General features: G+C 62.9%; 19 protein-coding genes. 2 read left to right on the plus strand and 17 right to left on the minus strand.

What is annotated here, in order from left to right; genetic code table 11:
• Window positions 1-3: 3 nt before the first annotated feature.
• From AQ12_RS17235 to AQ12_RS17245, 3 genes are read right to left on the minus strand one after another with little or no spacing between them, the layout of a single operon-like run.
• Complete coding sequence (locus AQ12_RS17235) at window positions 4-558, minus strand: sugar transferase (RefSeq protein WP_048441189.1); 555 nt, start codon at window positions 556-558, stop codon at window positions 4-6.
• Window positions 555-1361, minus strand: a complete 807-nt coding sequence (locus AQ12_RS17240; protein WP_048441190.1) for an aldolase/citrate lyase family protein — start codon at window positions 1359-1361, stop codon at window positions 555-557. Before AQ12_RS17240 ends, AQ12_RS17235 begins: the two co-directional genes overlap by 4 nt.
• Window positions 1362-1373: 12 nt before the next feature.
• Window positions 1374-2828 (minus strand): lipid II flippase MurJ, encoded by a 1455-nt coding sequence (locus AQ12_RS17245; protein ID WP_048441191.1) that lies wholly within the window; start codon window positions 2826-2828, stop codon window positions 1374-1376.
• A gap of 101 nt (window positions 2829-2929) precedes the next feature.
• Here AQ12_RS17245 and lysS point away from each other — a divergent pair, with 101 nt between their 5' ends.
• Window positions 2930-4477 carry a lysine--tRNA ligase gene (gene lysS / locus AQ12_RS17250; RefSeq protein WP_048441192.1) on the plus strand — a complete coding sequence of 516 codons (1548 nt, stop codon included), beginning with the start codon at window positions 2930-2932 and terminating at the stop codon, window positions 4475-4477.
• Window positions 4478-4493: 16 nt separating this feature from the next.
• Entirely contained in the window at window positions 4494-5774 is a 1281-nt protein-coding gene (locus AQ12_RS17255; protein WP_048441193.1) for an Hsp70 family protein, read from the plus strand.
• On the opposite strand, the gene nagZ is transcribed toward AQ12_RS17255, so the two are convergent.
• The 14 genes from nagZ to AQ12_RS17330 all read right to left on the minus strand — a co-directional run bounded on the left by nagZ (window position 5771) and on the right by AQ12_RS17330 (window position 18573).
• Window positions 5771-6853: a beta-N-acetylhexosaminidase gene (gene nagZ / locus AQ12_RS17260; protein WP_048441194.1), complete on the minus strand. Its 1083-nt coding sequence runs from the start codon at window positions 6851-6853 to the stop codon at window positions 5771-5773. The two genes, AQ12_RS17255 and nagZ, sit on opposite strands and share 4 nt — an antisense overlap.
• A 22-nt stretch (window positions 6854-6875) precedes the next feature.
• Entirely contained in the window at window positions 6876-7271 is a 396-nt protein-coding gene (acpS, locus tag AQ12_RS17265) for a holo-ACP synthase (protein WP_048441195.1), read from the minus strand.
• Window positions 7268-8038 carry a pyridoxine 5'-phosphate synthase gene (locus AQ12_RS17270; RefSeq protein WP_048441196.1) on the minus strand — a complete coding sequence of 257 codons (771 nt, stop codon included), beginning with the start codon at window positions 8036-8038 and terminating at the stop codon, window positions 7268-7270. The genes acpS and AQ12_RS17270 overlap by 4 nt, the downstream gene beginning before the upstream one ends.
• Window positions 8035-8787 carry a DNA repair protein RecO gene (recO, locus tag AQ12_RS17275; protein ID WP_048441197.1) on the minus strand — a complete coding sequence of 251 codons (753 nt, stop codon included), beginning with the start codon at window positions 8785-8787 and terminating at the stop codon, window positions 8035-8037. The genes AQ12_RS17270 and recO overlap by 4 nt, the downstream gene beginning before the upstream one ends.
• Window positions 8788-8810: 23 nt before the next feature.
• On the minus strand, window positions 8811-9785 hold the full coding sequence (gene era, locus AQ12_RS17280; RefSeq protein WP_082151656.1) for a GTPase Era: 975 nt from the start codon (window positions 9783-9785) through the stop codon (window positions 8811-8813).
• Entirely contained in the window at window positions 9782-10465 is a 684-nt protein-coding gene (rnc, locus tag AQ12_RS17285) for a ribonuclease III (protein ID WP_048441198.1), read from the minus strand. The genes era and rnc overlap by 4 nt, the downstream gene beginning before the upstream one ends.
• 2 nt (window positions 10466-10467) lie before the next feature.
• Complete coding sequence (locus tag AQ12_RS17290) at window positions 10468-10827, minus strand: DUF4845 domain-containing protein (RefSeq protein WP_048441199.1); 360 nt, start codon at window positions 10825-10827, stop codon at window positions 10468-10470.
• 30 nt (window positions 10828-10857) lie between these two features.
• The gene (gene lepB, locus AQ12_RS17295; RefSeq protein WP_048441200.1) at window positions 10858-11814 is read right to left on the minus strand and encodes a signal peptidase I; all 957 of its coding nucleotides are present in this window, start codon (window positions 11812-11814) and stop codon (window positions 10858-10860) included.
• 7 nt (window positions 11815-11821) lie between these two features.
• The gene (lepA, locus tag AQ12_RS17300; protein ID WP_048441201.1) at window positions 11822-13633 is read right to left on the minus strand and encodes a translation elongation factor 4; all 1812 of its coding nucleotides are present in this window, start codon (window positions 13631-13633) and stop codon (window positions 11822-11824) included.
• A gap of 515 nt (window positions 13634-14148) precedes the next feature.
• Entirely contained in the window at window positions 14149-15642 is a 1494-nt protein-coding gene (locus tag AQ12_RS17310) for a DegQ family serine endoprotease (RefSeq protein ID WP_048441278.1), read from the minus strand.
• A 124-nt stretch (window positions 15643-15766) separates the two neighbouring features.
• Window positions 15767-16816 carry a MucB/RseB C-terminal domain-containing protein gene (locus AQ12_RS17315; protein WP_082151669.1) on the minus strand — a complete coding sequence of 350 codons (1050 nt, stop codon included), beginning with the start codon at window positions 16814-16816 and terminating at the stop codon, window positions 15767-15769.
• 16 nt (window positions 16817-16832) lie between these two features.
• Window positions 16833-17432, minus strand: coding sequence for a sigma-E factor negative regulatory protein (locus tag AQ12_RS17320; protein ID WP_238587753.1), 600 nt, complete (start codon window positions 17430-17432; stop codon window positions 16833-16835).
• A gap of 59 nt (window positions 17433-17491) precedes the next feature.
• Window positions 17492-18133 carry an RNA polymerase sigma factor RpoE gene (rpoE, locus tag AQ12_RS17325; RefSeq protein ID WP_048441204.1) on the minus strand — a complete coding sequence of 214 codons (642 nt, stop codon included), beginning with the start codon at window positions 18131-18133 and terminating at the stop codon, window positions 17492-17494.
• Complete coding sequence (locus tag AQ12_RS17330; RefSeq protein WP_048441205.1) at window positions 18130-18573, minus strand: hypothetical protein; 444 nt, start codon at window positions 18571-18573, stop codon at window positions 18130-18132. Before AQ12_RS17330 ends, rpoE begins: the two co-directional genes overlap by 4 nt.
• Between the last annotated feature and the right edge of the window lie 8 nt (window positions 18574-18581).

Genomic DNA, 18581 nt, shown 5'->3' on the forward strand with positions numbered 1-18581 from the left:
GGTCTAGTTGCTTCCCTTGCCGGTGAGGCGACCCAGCGTCCAGACGGCTATTTGCAGGTCGAGCCGCAGGTTGTGTTCACGCGCATAGCGCAAGTCCATCGCAAGGCGCTCGGCCTGCGTGCCTTCGGAACGCAGCAGCGCCTGTGCGAGGCCGGTGATGCCCGGGCGAACGCTGCATCGCTCGGTCCACTCGGCTTCGCCATACAGGGCGCGCTGCGCAGGCACATCAGGGCGCGGGCCGATCAGGCTCATGTCACCCTTGAGCACATTGATCAATTGCGGCAGCTCATCGATGCTGGTGCGGCGCAGGATGCGGCCCGCCCGTGTGATGCGTGCATCGCCTGCCGAGGTCTGCCACGACCCGATCGCTGCAGCGTTCTTCACCATGCTGCGGAATTTGTACATGCCGAACTCGCGACCACCCAGGCCGATGCGAACCTGGCGAAAGAACACCGGGGCGCCACTTTCGATCACGATGGCAAGCGCCGCCGCAACCAGCAACGGCGAAAGCAAAAGCAGCGCGATCAATGCGACCGCGATATCGATCAACCGCTTCATCGCGCGGATTCCATTGCAGCGGCGATGCGATGGATGATGGCGTGAATGCGCTTTGCGTCTTCGTCGATTTGCGCGGACGTGCGAAGCGACAGCTGCACCTCGGCGCTGCGCAGTTTCGCAACTTCGTCCTCGAAACTGTCGCCCTCTCCGGCGCGATGGAAAGTGCGCGACAGGATCACCGCAGATGACCCCAGCCGCAGGTGCTCGGCCAGCACATCACGGCCGGGCAGATGCCCCTCGTCCATGCGGGCGATTCCGCCGAACCCAAAGGAAAGCCCCTGCGCATTCGCTGCGGCGGCAACGCGATCGACCATGCCCAATGCCAGCGGCTGGAACATGAAGCGATGTCCCAGCGAGATGTGCAAGTCGTTCAGGCCGACATACACCTGCCCCAGGCCGGGTGTCGCAATCCATTCGTCAACGCAAGCAAGCGCCTGCGCGGTTTCCAACAGCGGGATGACCGGCACACGGCCATGAACGATGTCCACGAACTCGCGCAGCTCAGAGGGCGTGTGAAACATCGGAAGCATCAGCAGATCAGCGCCTGCGCCAATCACGGCATCGACTTCCGCTCGCGTGCCTTCATGCAATGGATTGACGCGCACCATCAACTGCGAGTGCCGCAGCGCGGACTTGACGCGGCCAACATCCTCTAGCGAATGCACGCTGATGAACGTATTGCGGCCGGCCTGGCGCTCGGCCTTGCCCATGCGTTCCAGGTCGACCCACAGACGGAATCCGCCCATGTCGTCGCATCGACGCGCAAACTCAACGTCGTTGGTGATCTGTATCAGTTCAAGCATGGCAGGCGCTGATTATCGGGCCAGCGCCGCGCGCAAATCGGTACTGGACAGCCATGTCACGACGGCCACGAGCCCCGCAGCGATTAATGCAGACGCGAGTCCCGCAACCAGCGATGGCGTCAGGGAGAGCAGTCGTGACACAGCGGCCACACCGAGCAGGCATGCCAGCGAGACCGCCATGGCTTTCCACGGCATCCAGCGCGCCACGTTGTGTCCCAAGGCGCCAATGCAAACGATCGCTACGCCAGAAAGCAGCAGATTGATCACGACCATCAGCTGCGCGCCGCCTACCCATCCGAACGCCGGCGCCAGCAACAACATCGCCACCGCACTCGCATAGGCGGCGACGGCGGCAGACATCGAAGCACGCGCCGCCAGCACCGTGAGCGCGACGGCAATGAGCGCTTGCGGCAGCAATCCCCATGCGCCCAGCGATCCCCATTGCGCAATGCGCTCCAGCGCCTGCGCATCCATGCGGCCCCAGCCGAACAGCAGGGAAGCGATGGCCGGCGCACCGACGATCAGTCCTGCGGCGGCTGCGCACGCCAAGGTCCAGGCGAGCGCGAATGCGGTTCGCACTGCAGTCGTCGTCAACGCTTCATCACGCTGTGCAACCGCACGCGCAATCGCGGGGAACGCCAGCGTCGCCACCAGTTGAATCGCAAGAATCAGCGGCAACTCGACGAGTTTCCACGCGTAGTTGAAAGTCGCGAGAGCACCCTCGCCTTCGCGCGATGCGATTGACCTCGCAACGAAGGGCAATGCCAGCGGAAGACCCGCTGACAGTGCTGCCCATAGCCACACGGGCGGCGTCGGCAGTGCAGGGGCAACTGCTGTCACGGCAGTGAGGTCGACGGCTGGCGCCCTCCAGTGCAGCCATGCGAGCCGCAGCAGCATCGCCGCGACCAGACCGATCCCCAGGAACTGCACCGCGTTGCCGACAGCAGAGTTGGCCGTCCACACGATGGCCGCGATCAATGCCACATTGACGACCAGGTTCGCGCCATACATCCCGGTGAAGTCGCGTTCATGTTGAAGGCGGGTCACCCAGAGCGCGGCCAGCAACGCAGCAGGGAGCGCGACCGCACTCCAGATCAATGCGGTGGACGCCGCCGGCGCCTGTGCCGTTGAGAGCCCGCCGGCGAGCCAGCCCGCAGCGGACTGCCGCAAGACAAGCAGCCCCAGCGCCAGCAGCACGCCCCCCACAATCACCCAGATCGCCACCCGTCGCTGCGTGGCCGCAACGCTCGCCCTGTCTTGCCCGGCCCAGGCCGGCACCAGCACATACGCGAGCGCCCCGCTCGCCAGAAAGCCTGCCAGCCAGTCGGGCAAGGTCAGCATCAGCACGACCACATCCGCCAGCCCCGACGCGCCAAATGCCGCCGCCTGCGCCGATTCGCGCAAAAGGCCCAGCAACCGGCTGGCCAGCAGCAGGGCCAGGGACAGGGCGCCGGCTTTCAAAAACATGGGGCCTGATTATCGAGTCCGGGTGGGCTTGGGCCGCAAAAACTTAGAATCGACGGTTTGGCCGACCATCGGCCTTTTTGTCTTTTGCACTGGCGCCTCCCATGTCCGACACCAAGAACCCTGCCCTTCCCGTGCCTCCCGCCGCACCGGTCGATGAAAACCAGCTGATCTCCGAGCGCCGCGAGAAACTCAAGGCGCTGCGCGAAGCCCAGCGAGATGGCAAGGGCGTCGCTTTCCCCAACGATTTCAAGCCCGGACACCGCGCGGCCCATTTGGTCGAGCACCACGACGGCAAGACGCCGGAAAAGCTCGCCGAAGAAGGCATCTTTGCCAGCGTCGCGGGCCGCATGATGCTCAAGCGCGTGATGGGCAAGGCAAGCTTTGCGACCATCCAGGACGCGACCGGCAAGTTCCAGCTCTACGTGACGCGCGATGAGATCGGCGAAGAACTCTACGCAGCGTTCAAGCACTGGGACCTGGGCGACATCATTGGCGCCGAAGGCAAGCTGTTCAAGACCCGCACCGGCGAGCTGTCGCTGCACGTGACGAAGCTGCGCCTTTTGACCAAAAGCCTGCGACCCATGCCGGACAAGTTCCACGGCGTGGCCGACCAGGAAGTGAAGTATCGCCAGCGCTATGTGGACCTGATGATGGACCCGGTGGCGCGCGACCGCTTCACCGCGCGCAGCAAGGCTGTGAGTGGCATTCGCGACTTCATGGTGAACGCGGGCTTTCTCGAAGTCGAGACCCCCATGCTGCATCCGATTCCCGGTGGCGCCAATGCCAAGCCGTTCGTCACGCACCACAACGCGCTCGACCAGGAGATGTTCCTGCGCATCGCGCCGGAGCTGTATCTCAAGCGCCTGATCGTCGGCGGTTTCGAGAAGGTCTTCGAGATCAATCGCAGCTACCGCAACGAGGGCATCTCGGTGCGCCACAACCCCGAGTTCACCATGATGGAGTTCTACGCGGCTTACTGGAACTACCGCGACCTGATGGACTTCACCGAAGCGCTCATTCGCGACGCGGCGCAGCGCGCAACCGGCACACTGCAACTGACTTACGCGGGCAAGCCGGTAGACCTGGCCAAGCCGTTCGAACGCCTGACGATTCGCGAAGCGATCATCAAGCACACCGAGGCAGGCGACAAGGTCGATGACCGCGAGTTCCTCACCAACGCCCTTCGCAAGCTCGGCATGAATGAAGAAAAGGACAAGCTTTCCGCGCGTTCGCTCGCCAGCCTGCAGGTGATGTACTTCGAGGAAACCGTGGAAGAAAAGCTCTGGGAGCCGACTTTCATCATGGAACACCCCACCGAGATTTCGCCGCTGGCACGCGCCAACGACGACAGGCCCGAAGTGACCGAGCGGTTCGAGCTCTACATCACAGGCCGTGAGTTCGGTAACGGCTTCTCGGAACTGAACGACGCCGAAGACCAGGCCGCGCGCTTCAACGCGCAGGTCAACGCCAAGGACGCGGGCGACGACGAAGCCATGTTCTACGACCACGACTTCGTGCGCGCCCTCGAATACGGCATGCCGCCCACCGGCGGCTGCGGCGTGGGCATCGACCGGCTGATGATGCTGCTGACCGACAGCCCCAGCATCCGCGACGTGATCCTGTTCCCAGCGCTGCGCCGCGAAGCGTAAAGGCTGGGGTCCAGCGATGACGGGTGGTAAAGCCGAAGCGCTCGGCATCGACTTCGGCACGTCCAATTCGGCTATCTCCTATGTCGGGCCTCGCGGGCTCGCGCAGCTGGTGCCGCTGGAAGGCGGCGAAGGAACGATTCCCAGCGCCGTTTTTTTCAACGCAGAAGAGCGCACGATTCACTTCGGACGTGAAGCCATTGCCCTGTACCTCTCGGGTGTCGATGGCCGCCTGATGCGCTCGCTCAAAAGCCTGCTGGGCAGCAGCCTGTTGCACGAGCAGACGCGCGTGCCCGAGGGCATGGTGAATTTCCAGGATGTGATTTCGCGGTTTCTGAAGGAACTGGCGACGCGCGCCAACCGGCACCTGGGCCACGAGGTACGCCGCGTGGTCATCGGGCGTCCGGTTCACTTCGTCGATGACGCCCCGCAGCGCGACAAGCAGGCGCAGCAGGCGCTGACCAAGGCAGCCACAGCGGCTGGTTTCGATGAAGTGTCGTTCGAGCTGGAACCCATCGCGGCGGCCTTCGACTACGAGCGCCGCGTCACGCGCGAATCGCTGATCCTGATTGTCGACATCGGCGGCGGCACCTCCGACTTCACCGTCGTGCGCCTCGGGCCGGGCCGCATCGCCAAAGCAGACCGCAGCGGTGACATCCTGGCGACGAGTGGCGTGCACATCGGCGGCACGGACTACGACCGCAAGCTCAGCCTGGAGCGGGTGATGCCGCTGCTCGGATTGCGCCATCGCGGACCCACGGGGCGCGAAGTCCCCAGCTCCGTGTTCTTTGACCTGTCCACCTGGCATCTGATCAACTGGCTCTATGCTCCCAAGTCGCTGCGCGACATGCAGGAGCTGCGTACCAGCTACAGCGACACGCGACTGCACGATCGCCTGATGACCGTGCTCAATGAGCGCCTGGGGCACCGGATCGCGAGCGAGGTGGAGCTGGCCAAGATCCGCAGCTCGCAGTCGGATGCCGGCACGGCGATCGACCTTTCGCACATTGAAGCCGGGTTGGGCGCGCAGCTCGACGCGCAAGGCATGGGCGAGGACCTGCGCGGATTGCTCGAACAGGTGGTGGCCTGCGGCCAGGAATGCGCCAAAGCAGCGTCGGCAACCGGTGCCATCGACGCGCTCTACCTCACCGGCGGATCGTCGGCACTCAAATCGTTCCAGCAGGCGCTGGCGGTTGGCTTTCCGGGTGTGCCGATTGTGGAGGGCGACCTGTTTGGCGGTGTCGCATCGGGACTGGCCTACGCGGGACAGCGGCGTCACGGCACCGCGATTCCTCGTTAAGGCAGCAGCGACAGCGCGTGTATGTATTCGGGACTGCGCATGAGCGTGTCCCAATCCAGCGCTGGCTTGGACGGCAGCAGCGACAGGCGGCGATGCTCGCTGGCCGCCCTTCCCCGCCACTGGTCCTTGACCATGGCTTCACCCAGCCCGTCGAGCAACTCATCAACAGCGCTGCCGTCACCTGTTGACTGATTGCACAACAGCACGAGATCGCATCCAGCATTGAGCGCGGCAATGCCGGCCTCGGTGTAGCTCACTTCACGGCCGTCGATCACGCGCGCGCCGGCCATCGACAGGTCGTCGCTGAAGATCGCGCCGCCGAATCCGAGTTGCGCGCGCAGGATGTCGTTGAGCCATTTGCTGGAGAAACCTGCAGGTCTAGAATCGACCTTGGGATACACCACGTGGGCCGGCATCACGCTCGACATCACGGTGTTGAGCCACTTGTAGGGCACAGCGTCGTCATTGAGGATGGCGCGCAGGCCACGCTTGTCGACCGGGATTTCGGTGTGCGAGTCGGCCTTGACGAATCCGTGCCCCGGGAAGTGCTTGCCGCAGTTGGCCATCCCGGCCAGCAGCAGGCCGTGCATCAGGCTGCGTGCCAGCAAGGCGGTGATTCGCGCGTCGCGGTGGAACGCGCGGTCGCCGATGACGCTGCTGCCGCCGTAGTCCAGGTCGAGCACCGGCGTGAAGCTGAAGTTCACGCCACAGGCGCGCAACTCCGCGCCCAGCACAAACCCGGCAGCCGATGCCGCATTGGTTGCGGCCATCGCGCCTGCGCCCTCGCCGCCCCGGCCGTCCTTCATCCACATCTCGCCGAACGCCCGCATGGGCGGCAGGTGCGTGAAGCCATCGGTGCGAAAACGCTGGACCCGCCCGCCTTCATGATCGACGCAGATCAGCAGGTCTTCGCGAATCGAATGGATCTCGGCGGTGAGTTCGGTGAGCTGCTGGCGGTCTTGCCAGTTGCGCGCAAAAAAGATGAGGCCGCCGGTCAATGGATGGGCAAGCCGCTCGCGGTCCACCGCGCTGAGCGTGGTGCCGGCGATATCGAGGATGAGGGGTGCGTGTACGGGCATTTTGTTCACCGGAAAATGGGTTTCACGAATTCTTTTCAACAACGACGAAGCTCGCGGCGTAATCGGTTTCGTCGGTCACGGTCACGTGCGCGGTCAGGCCTTGGCCCTCGAACCATTCCTTGAGCACGCCGTGCAGCACGACGACCGGTTTGCCGCTGGGCAGGTTCGCGATCTCGCACAGCCGCCAGGTCATCGGCATGCGCAGGCCCATGCCGATGGCCTTGCTGAACGCTTCTTTCGCCGAAAACCGCGTGGCCAGATAGCGGACGCCGCGCTCGGGCCAGCGGGCCGAGCGCGCTTTCCAGACGCGCATCTCGCCATCGCTCAAGACCTTTTGCGCGAAGCGTTCGCCGCGCCGCTCCAGCGATTCGCGGATGCGTCGCACATCGCAGATGTCGGTCCCGATGCCGTAAATCATGACGCGCGCGAAAAGGCCCTGTCGATGCTGGCAAGGTAGGCCTTGATCGCACCTGCGTAGCCCATCTCCAGGGCGTCGGCGATGAGCGCATGGCCGATGGAAACTTCTTGCACCTGCGGCGCAGCCTTGAGGAATGCGGTGAGGTTGGCGAGATTCAGGTCGTGGCCCGCATTGACGCCCAGCCCTGCCGCCACTGCCGCTGCGGCTGTGTCGGCGAAGGATTTGAGAATCGCATCTTGCGTTGGTGTGCCGAAAGCCGAGGCGTAGGTTTCGGTGTAGAGCTCGACGCGATCGGCGCCCACGGCGTTTGCGGCTGCCATCGCCTGCGGCAATGGGTCCATGAAGAGGCTGACCCGCACGCCCAGGTAGTGCGCTTCGTCGATCAGCGGCCTGAGCCGGTCCGCATCGGCTTTCAGGTCCCAGCCGTGGTCACTCGTGAACTGGCCTTCGCTGTCGGGCACGAAGGTGCACTGATGCGGGCGCAGGTCGCGCACGAAGTCCATCAGGTTGTGGAACGGGTTGCCCTCGATGTTGAACTCGGCCTGCGGCCAGGACGTCTTCAGCATCGAATGGAGTTCGTACACGTCGCCCCGGCGAATGTGACGCTCATCGGGCCGCGGGTGGACGGTGATGCCCTGGGCGCCCGCTTCCAGGCACAGGGTTGCCGCGCGCGTGACGCTGGGGATTCCAAGGTGCCGGGTGTTGCGCACCAGCGCGACCTTGTTCAGGTTCACCGAAAGGGCTGTGCGGGATGGGGAAGATGTCATAGCGCCTGCAGGTCGATCATGAGCTGGCGGGTGCGCAGCGTGGAGACACCGCAATGGTAGTGCAGCAGCGCGCGCAGTTGGGGCTTGAGCTCAGCCATGACGGGCGCGGCGCGGCGCACGGTTGCATTGAACGGCGCTTCGTCGTCGAGCGCGAGTTGAAGCGCCTGCCATTGCGCGCCCGACAGGCTGCCACGCGCTTCCTGCTCGCGTGAAGCAACCAGGCCGGCTTCAGGCACGAGGCTATAGCGTGCGTCGGCGTCCAGCGGCCCCAGCGTGAGCGTTTGCCGGTCCAGCGCGGGCAACAGCCCAATCTCGCGCAGCAGCATGAGCTCGAACGTGCGCAGCACCGGCTCCAGGGCTTCGGCGTGCTCCGACGCAAGCACCGCGACTGCTGCTGCATAGGTATCGAACAGCTTGGGATGCGGATCGTCGCGTGCGAGCAGGCGGATGAGCAGTTCGTTGAGGTAGTACCCCGACAGCAATGCATCGCCGGTCGGCATCACGTGACCACCGACCCACTCCGCGCCCTTGAGCGTGCGAATTTCCGCGTCGCCACCGAACGAAACTTTGAGCGGCTGCAACGGCAGCAGCACCGGGCGGAAATTGGAGCTGGGCCGCTTGGCACCCTTGGCGACGAGCGCAATACGCCCGTACTGGCGGGTGAATACTTCCAGGATCAGGCTCGACTCGCTCCAGTCGTAGCGGTGGACGACGTAAGCGGGCTCATCGCCGATGCGCTTTGCGGCCATGTCGCTAGGAGCTCAACAGATGATCACTCGTAGCCGAAGCTGCGCACCCGCTGTTCGTCGTCGGCCCAGCCGGATCGCACCTTCACCCACACTTCCAGGAACACCTTGCAATCCATCAGCTTTTCGAGCTCCTGGCGCGCCTCGGTGCCGATGCGCTTGAGGCGTTCGCCCTTGTCACCGATGACCATCGCCTTGTGGCCGTCGCGTTCGACGACGATGGTGGCCGCGATCTTGACGAAGCGCTTGTGCTTGGGGCTTGGCTCTTCCTCGAACTTGTCGATGACGACGGTGGACGTGTAGGGCAGCTCATCGCCCGTGAAGCGGAAGAGTTTTTCGCGCACTGTTTCGCCGGCGAGAAACTTCTCGCTGCGGTCGGTGAGCTCATCTTCTGCGTACATCCACGGTTGCTGTGGCAGGTACTTGTCGAAGATGGCGAACAGCCGCTCCACATCTTTCGCATTCTTGGCCGACATCGGCACGACTTCGGCGAACTCATGCCGCGTGGCCATTTCCTGGATCCAGGGCGCGACGTCACCACGCCTGTGGATTTCGTCCAGCTTGTTGGCCAGCAGCACCACTGGGATACCTGGCTTGAACAGCGCAAGCACCTTCGCGTCGGCCGGCGTGAACTTGCCCGCCTCGACCACGAACACGACCAGGTCCACGTCGCCGACAGCGCCCAGAACCGTCTTGTTGAGCGAGCGATTGAGCGCCGTTGCATGGCGGGTCTGGAACCCCGGCGTGTCGACAAAAACGAACTGCGAATCGGCAACCGTGCGAATGCCGGTGATGCGGTGGCGCGTGGTCTGCGCCTTGCGCGAGGTGATGCTGATCTTCTGGCCGACGAGCGCGTTGAGCAGTGTCGATTTGCCCACGTTGGGCTTGCCGATGATGGCGATCAGGCCGCAGCGCTGGGAATCCGTGTTGGGCGTGGCCGGTTCAGCCGAGTCCGTCGGCGGCACGGAATCATCATCAGGAATGGAAGAAGCTTCGGTCATTTGCCCTTGGATCTGAGGGAGAGCAGCATGGCGGCCGCGGCCGCCTGCTCTCCGGCCCGGCGCGAAGCGCCAATGCCTCGCTCGACCGTGTTGAGTTCTGGAATTTCGCATTCCACGTCGAAAGTCTGCTTGTGCGCAGCACCCAGCGTGGCGGCCACGCGATAGACCGGCAGCTTCATCTTGCGACCCTGGAGCCACTCCTGCAGCTCTGTCTTGGGGTCTTTCGCAGCGGCGGCCATGCCCGGATTCATCTCGACATCCTTGTACAGGCGGTGCACCAGCGCTTCGGCCGGGCCGTAACCGGCATCGACATACACCGCGCCGATCACCGCCTCCAGTGCATCGGCCAGGATGGACGGGCGCTTGGTGCCGCCCGAGCGCATCTCGCCTTCACCGAGCTTGAGGATGTCGGGCAGGCCGAGGCCGACGGACAACTGGTGCAGTGTTTCCTGCTTGACCAGGTTGGCACGCACACGAGACAGATCGCCTTCAGCCAACGTACCCAAACGGGCGTAGAGGAGCGAGGAAACCGCCAGGTTCAGCACCGAGTCGCCGAGAAACTCCAGGCGCTCGTTGTGGTCGGACGAAAAACTTCTGTGGGTCAGCGCGCGCGAAAGCAGGCCCGCGTTTGCAAACTGGTGCTGCAAGCGGGTTTGTAATGCGGCAAGCTGTCCATCCACGGTTACTTTGACTGGCCCTGGTACTTCAGGAGCAGGTGGGCGGGACCGAACATGTGGATCTCGCGGTTGTAGGCGAAAGACACGACCACTTTGTCGTTGACCTTGGAGATCACGAGATCCTTGCCGGTGATGGACTTGATGTCGTCGATCTGCGCGGCCTTGTCAAAGATCTGCCTGACCTCAAGGACCGTGTTTCCGGCCGACGCCTTTTGCGCCGCCTTCAGCGTTGCCTGGTATTCCACGACGGTCGGGAAGGCCTGCGCGCCGAGCACGCCAAGGCAGGCCAGCACGCCGACCACGAAGAGCAGGCCGATGAAGGAAATGCCCCGCTGCCCAGTTCTGATTCCACGTTTCATGCTCATTACCCTCGATGCCTTCAATATCAACCAGACCTATTCAAACGACCCGATGCGCTTGAAGCTGCCGAAATTCATCCAGATGAAAAAGGCCTTCCCCACGATGTTGCGATCGGGAACGAAGCCCCAGTAGCGCGAGTCGAGCGAATTATCGCGGTTGTCGCCCATCATGAAATAGTGGCCCTCGGGGATCTTGCAGACAACCCCCTCGACACTGTAACGGCAATTCTGTTTACCCGGAAAGTTCTCGGCGCCGGGAATGAATGCGGGCCGCCGGTCGTCGTTGAGGATGCGGTGCTTGCGCCCGAGCAGGTCTTCTTCGAATTGCTTGAAATACTCCATCGAGTCTTCTTCGAAGAAATCGGCAACCGCCGTCTTGGTGACCGGCTGGCCGTTGATCGCAAGCTGCTTGTTGAGGTAAGACACTTCATCGCCCGGCACACCGACCACGCGCTTGATGTAGTCCAGGCTGGGCTTGGGCGGGTAGCGAAACACCATCACGTCGCCCCGCTTGGGCGCTGTGCCATCGGTGATCTTGGTGTTGAGCACGGGCAGGCGCAGGCCGTAGGTGAATTTGTTGACCAGGATCAGGTCGCCCACGAGCAGCGTGGGAATCATTGAACCCGATGGAATCTTGAACGGCTCGAACAGAAAGGACCGCAGGACGAAGACCGCGATGATCACGGGGAACAGGCCGGCAGTCCAATCGAGCCACCAGGGCTGCTGCATCTGACGGTGTTCGACGACCGCACGGGCCGACTCGCTGACCTGGCCCCCGCGGGCAAGCTGCTCGCGCTCCCATTGACGCACGACTTCTTCGGCGGCACGCCGCCTCTGCGGCAGGAAATACAGGCGCTCGGCCACCCAGAAAAGTCCGGTGACGACGGTGGCCAGGAAAAGCAGGAGCGCGAAGTTGCCTTCGACAAAACCGAAGTACCAGGCACCCGCGTACCCGAGAAAAGCCGCGAGTACCGCAGCGGTGAGAAATGGCATGTTTGCTTTAATCCTCGACTTGCAGGATGGCGAGGAACGCTTCCTGTGGCACTTCGACCGAACCGATCTGCTTCATTCGCTTCTTGCCTGCTTTTTGTTTTTCAAGGAGCTTGCGCTTGCGGCTGATGTCGCCACCGTAGCATTTTGCCAGCACGTTCTTGCGCAACGCCTTGATGGTTTCGCGCGCAATGATATTCGCGCCAATGGCCGCCTGGATCGCCACGTCGAACATCTGCCGGCTGATGATCTCGCGCATCTTGGCAACCACCGCGCGCGACCGGTACAGCGACTGGCTGCGGTGCACGATGATCGAGAGCGCATCGACCTTCTCGCCGTTGAGCAGGATGTCCACCTTCACGACATCGGAAGCGCGGAACTCCTTGAAGGTGTAGTCCATCGAGGCGTAGCCGCGACTCACCGACTTGAGCTTGTCGAAGAAGTCCAGCACGATCTCGCCGAGTGGCAACTCGTACGTCAGCATGACCTGCTTGCCGTGATACGCCATGTTGAGCTGGACGCCGCGCTTCTGGTTGGCCAGCGTCATCACCGGACCCACGTATTCCTGCGGCATATAGAGATGCACCGTGACGATGGGCTCGCGGATTTCTTCGATGCGGCCCTGGTCCGGGATCTTGGAGGGGTTCTCCACCATGATGGTTTCGCCGTCGGCCTTGACCACCTCGTACACAACGCTGGGTGCGGTGGTGATGAGGTCCTGGTCGAACTCGCGCTCGAGCCGCTCCTGGACGATTTCCATGTGCAACAGGCCCAGAAAGCCGCAGCGAAATCCAAAGCCCAGCGCCTGGCTCACTTCGGGTTCGTAGTGCAGCGATGCGTCGTTGAGCTTCAACTTTTCCAGCGCGTCGCGAAGCGAGTCGTACTGGTTGGCTTCGGTTGGATAGAGTCCCGCGAACACCTGCGGCTGGATTTCCTTGAAGCCGGGAAGCGCCTCGGTGGCCGTGAACGCCGCGCCGCCTGTGCCCGGCTTGATCAAGGTGACGGTGTCGCCCACCTTGGCAGCCTGCAGCTCCTTGATGCCGGCGATGATGAAGCCCACCTCGCCGGCTTCAAGTGCCTGGCGCGGCTCGCTGCCCGGCGTGAACACACCCAGGTTGTCGGCGTTGTACATCGCGCCGGTGGCCATGAGCTTGATGCGGTCGCCGCGCGCCAGGCGCCCGTCGACCACACGCACCAGCATCACGACGCCGACGTAGGTGTCGAACCAGCTGTCGACGATCATCGCGCGCAGCGCACCGTCGGGATTGCCGCGCGGCGCCGGAATGCGCGCGACGACGGCTTCGAGAATGTCGTCGATGCCCATGCCGGTTTTGGCCGAGCATGGAATCGCGTCGGTTGCGTCGATGCCGATCACTTCCTCGATCTCGGCCTTCGCGTTGTCGGGGTCTGCGTTGGGCAGATCCATCTTGTTCAACACCGGCACCACTTCAACACCGAGGTCGAGTGCGGTGTAGCAGTTGGCAACGGTCTGCGCTTCGACGCCCTGGCTTGCATCGACAACGAGCAATGCGCCTTCGCATGCGGACAACGAACGCGACACTTCATATGAGAAGTCGACGTGACCCGGTGTATCGATCAGATTGAGGTTGTAGATCTGTCCGTCGCGCGCTTTGTAGCGCAGCGAAGCGGTCTGCGCCTTGATGGTTATCCCACGCTCTTTTTCAAGATCCATCGAGTCGAGCACCTGCTCTTCCATCTCTCGATCAGACAGACCGCCGCAGCGTTGAATCAAGCGATCAGCGAGCGTCGATTTGCCGTGATCGATGTGCGCGATGATTGAAAAGTTTCTGATGTGATTCATCAACGGGAACGCTTAAGTGATTGAATTCAAAAGGCAGTGGACAAGAAAAAAGGGCGCGTCGAGTAGTGACGCGCCCTAAACCAACAATCTATGGCAACTGCGATAGTTGGAGCTTCATTGTAGGCAAAAAGCCCCGGACGTACAGCCAGTGCCATGCTCAAAAGGGGTCGTTGCAGACCAGCAACACGATTTTTATACACAAGTTATCAACAGAATCAGGGGGCAAGGTTTGGGACAACATGTGGGCGATCTGTGGACTGACTGTGCACGTCGCAGATTTGTCCCGTATCGTGGATTTCGAGCTGGCCGATATGCCGGTAATGGCCAATCTGGTTGCCCGATTCTATCCAAAAAGGTCGTTAGGCTCCGAAAAAGTTAGCGTTCGCAAACTTATCAGCCCGAAATACCGGCACCAAAATTTCGAGTCGAGCACCGTCTTTTTTTTCTGACTCCCCAAAATAAAGCCCCAAACCCGACTCCGGGATGGGGCTTTGTCTCAAGGTGGACCCGGTCTGTTACCGTGCCGGCCGGATCAGCAGGTAGGTTGCCAGCTCGCCGCGGCGAAGCAGAACCGGGATCGCCTTGGTCTTGTCGGCCTTGGCGACTACGGCGTCAAACTCTTTCACGCTGCCTACTTCGGTGTTGCCGATAGCGACGATCACATCGCCTTCGCGGATGCCGGCGCGCGACGCGCCTTCTGCCACAGCCTCGACCTTCACACCGCCCTTGATCTTGAGTTCCTTGCGCTGTGCGTCCGTGAGGTCGCTGACCGTGAGACCCACCGACTGCGCGGCCGGCGACGACTTCGGCTTTTCTTCCTTGGCTGCCTGGGCTGTGCGCGCTGGCTTCTCGGGCTCGACTTCTGCAATCACCACAGCCAGGTCCTTGAATCCACCACGGCGGAACACGGTCACGCTGCTGCGCGTGCCCGGCTTGACGCTGCCCACCAGGCGCGGCAGGTCGGTTGCACGATCGATCACCTTGCCGTCGAACTTCGTGATGATGTCGCCGGCTTCGACGCCCGCCTTGTCAGCGGGCGAGCCGCTTTCGACGCTGCGCACCAGCGCGCCCTGCGCCCGTCCCAGACCGATGGACTCGGCGACGTCCTTGGTCACCTGGTCGATCTGCACGCCGATGCGTCCGCGCTGGACGCGTCCCGACACACGCAGTTGCTCACTCACGCGCATTGCTTCATCGATGGGGATCGCAAACGAGATGCCCATGAAGCCGCCCGAACGTGAATAGATCTGGCTGTTGATGCCGACCACCTCACCTCGCATGTTGATGAGCGGTCCGCCAGAGTTTCCGGGGTTGATCGCCACGTCAGTCTGGATGAACGGCAGGTAGTCGCCGGTGTCGCGGCCCTTGGCGCTCACGATGCCGGCAGTCACGCTGTTCTCAAGGCCGAACGGCGAGCCGATGGCCATTACCCATTCACCGACCTTGAGGCGATTGTTGTCGCCGATCCGCACCGCCGGAAAACCCGCGCCTTCGATCTTCACGACAGCAACATCGGTGCGCTTGTCGGCGCCGATGATGCGCGCCTTGAATTCACGCTTGTCAGGCAGCGTGACGACGACTTCGTCGGCGCCTTCGACCACATGGGCGTTGGTCATCACGAAACCGTCGCTGCTCAGGATGAAACCAGAGCCCACGCCGCGCGGTTGCGTCTGCTCTTCATCCTGCTGCGGACGATTCGGGCGCGGCGCCTGTCGCGGCTGGCCGGGCGTTCCCGGCATGGGCTGGCCGAAGAAGCGCCGGAAAAACTCCTGCATCTCTTCGTCCATGTTGCCGGGAAGGCCGGAAGCGGAGCTGCTGCGAACGCGCTCCACGGTACGAATGTTGACCACCGATGGCCCGACCTGTTCGACCAGGTCGGTGAAATCGGGAAGGCCACGAACTGCCTGTGCGGAGACCGGCCGGGCTGGGACCAGCGCGATGGTCGTGCCCACTGCGAGCGCGGCCACGACCGCATACGCGCGAATTTTTTTCAAGTCGATCGTCTTCATGCTGGACATACTTTCCTTGGGAGATGGCGGGCTCGGGCAGCCCTCTCTGCTGAGAATGAAAACCTGCGAAATGGTTCAGCGGCTGATGTGCGAAACCTGGGTCGCATGGGGCCTAGATGGGGGCTTACTTGCGCCGCTCAAGGCTCTGCGCAAAGGCATTGAGCGTCTGCGAGGGCACTTCACCCACGGCAGTGAGCCACCAGTCCTGGATGCGGCGAGTCAGCGTCTGGGTCGCGCCGGAGGCGAAGATGCCTTCCTGCGCGTGACGCTTGGCGTCGTATTGCTCGACGAAAAGCGAGACAGCTGCAAGACCATCCGAAAAAATCCAGTGAATAGCGCCATCGCTGCCCGCACCGCCAGCGCCAACGGGACGCTTGTAGCAATTGATGGGCTTGAAGCCGGCAATCGCCGACTTCAGGTGCCATCCTTCAGCGGCTGCAGTGGTCTTGAGCGCTTCAGCCTTTTCAATGCGCCAGCCTTCAGTGGCCGACATCATCTGGTTCAACTTGTCGATGCGCACCGGCGCATCGAGCTGAAGCTCCGAGAAAGCGGCCTGCTCCAGCACTGTGCCGTCGGCATCGATGGTTTGAAGTTTCACCACCAGGCCCGACTTGCGTTCGCTCCAGATGCGGTAGCCGTAGCGCAGGTTGTCTTTGGGCGCCAACTGCACCACGTCGGCAGCGAATCCGGCCACACGGTCGCCACCCAGACGGCGTGCCGAGTAGAAATCAGGGATCGAACTGTCGCTGGACTTGATCAGGTTGGGAAACAGCCCGAGCGACTCGCGCTTTTCGGTACGCGCGACGCGCAGCTCCGGCAGGAAGGTCACGACTTCGTTGTTGCGACGGAAGGTCGAACGGGGTGCGCCGGTCAGCGACTCGACGCGCTCGACCTGCTGGTCGCCCTCGCACGCATGCCAGATGCGGGCACTGGACATGCTGCCGTTGTTGGAGAGCACCACAAACGTCCCGATGTAGCTTCGAAGCTTCGAGGCCTCGTGCATGCGAAGCAGCCACTCGCTGACACTGCGCTCGGGATAATGTGCGGCCGACGAAGCCTGCTGTCCGTGTGCAGGCGCCTGTGCCAGGACCAGGGCCTCTTCGGCCTGGGCCATTGCTGCGCCGCCTGTCAGCAGCGCGGCCATGATGAATGAGGTCCGTGGGAAGATTTCCATGCGCGAGCAGCCGCCTTCAGCGGCCCGCACCCTCATAGGTGGCGTTACGCAGGAAGCCTGCTGGCATTTGCAGCGCCGATGCGCCGCCGAGCTGGCGATGGGCCGCGAGGAATTCATCGAGCTTCGGGTCGCGCAACATCACGCCGCCCTTGGTACCGACCGCGCTCGCCAGCACTGGCACCGCCGATGCCGCCGGCGCAGCCGCAAGCTGCGCTTGCCCGGCAGACCCGGCGCCGGAGCCGGTCGCCATCGACCAGCCAATGGCGGCCACCGCAGTCACAGAAGCGAAGCCCGCAACCATCTTCCAGCGAAAGTTCGAGTCGTTGGCGGCCGGGCCATTGGACATCGCTGAAGCCGCCAACGCAGGCACAGGCTTGACTTCGACAGCCGGCAACGCGTGCTCCTGCTGCAAACGCATCTGCAAGCGGCCCATGAACACCGACGGCAAGGTGCCTGCCGCGTGCTCGCCCGATCGCAGGACGTCACCGATCAGGTGATAGCGGTGCCAGAGCTCGCGTGAAGCCTGATCGCCGCTAGCCAACGCCAGCCCCTCGTCGAACTCGACGCCCTGGAGTTGTCCGTCGGCCAATGCCGAGATGATTTCGTTTTTCTGCATGTCGTCCATCACAAACCTCGATCCCCTCGATTCCCTGATTTACCTATACCCATCTGGACTCACCAGCGCTTGCCTGTCTGGTTCTCCAGCATCGGTTTCACCTTCGCCGAAATCGACTCGCGTGCGCGAAAAATCCGCGACCGTACCGTGCCGATGGGGCAGTCCATCACTTCCGCAATCTCTTCGTAACTCAGGCCTTCGATCTCGCGAAGGGTCACGGCCTGGCGAAGCTCTTCAGGCAGCGCTTCCATGGCGGCATTGACCGCATTGGCGATTTCCTTGGCGGCCAACACCGTTTCCGGGGTCTCCGAGGTGGTTAGTTCGTTCTCGACGGCGGAAGTTTCATCTTCGTCGTCACCACTGCCGCCTCTCAGCGCAGATTCAGACACCGTCGGGTCGCGCTTCATGTCCACCAGCGCCTTTTTGGCGGTGTTCACTGCGATCCGGTACAGCCAGGTGTAGAACTGCGCTTCGCCCCTGAACTGCGCGAGTGCACGGTATGCGCGAATGAAGGTTTCCTGTGCGATGTCTTCGACCAGGTCCGAGTCTCGCACCATGCGGCCGATGAGCCTTTCGATACGCCGCTGGTACTTGAGCACCAACAATTCGAACGCCCGCTGGTCACCCGCGACCGTGCGCTCGACAAGCATGAGGTCGGTGTCGGCGGGACTGGGGGGTGGTGCTGGAGGAATCTTCGTCATGATGCCGCCGCGCCTGGCGCTTGCGGTCTGGGGCGCGAATATACCGCACGGCGCATGTCATCCCAGCGCTCAGGCCTTGCGCGGCGTTCAACCCACAACCATTGCGAGCCGGCTTCGGCCCGCCATTGCAGCAAGATCCACTGCTGCAGGTCGAGCGCCACTGCGACCGCGCCACCCGACGGCGTCTGGTGGGCCGACAGGTTCCATTTCTCGCCGTCCCACGCCATGCTACCGACCGGACTGCTTCGCCAGGTGATCGCTGCCAGACAACCGCTCCCTGCCACGAGCAGGCAGGCCACGACTGTGCGCCAACCCGGTGTTTGCGCCTGTAGCCACCACGCGCCAACAGCGGCCGCGCCGAGCAGCCACAACGCAATCATGGCAAAGCCTGCAAAGCGCGAACGCCCCACCGGATAGGTCACCGATGGGGCGCTGTGCATGGATGGCT

Origin of the sequence: Caenimonas sp. SL110 (assembly GCF_001044395.1) — a bacterium.
Lineage (GTDB): Bacteria > Pseudomonadota > Gammaproteobacteria > Burkholderiales > Burkholderiaceae_C > Ramlibacter.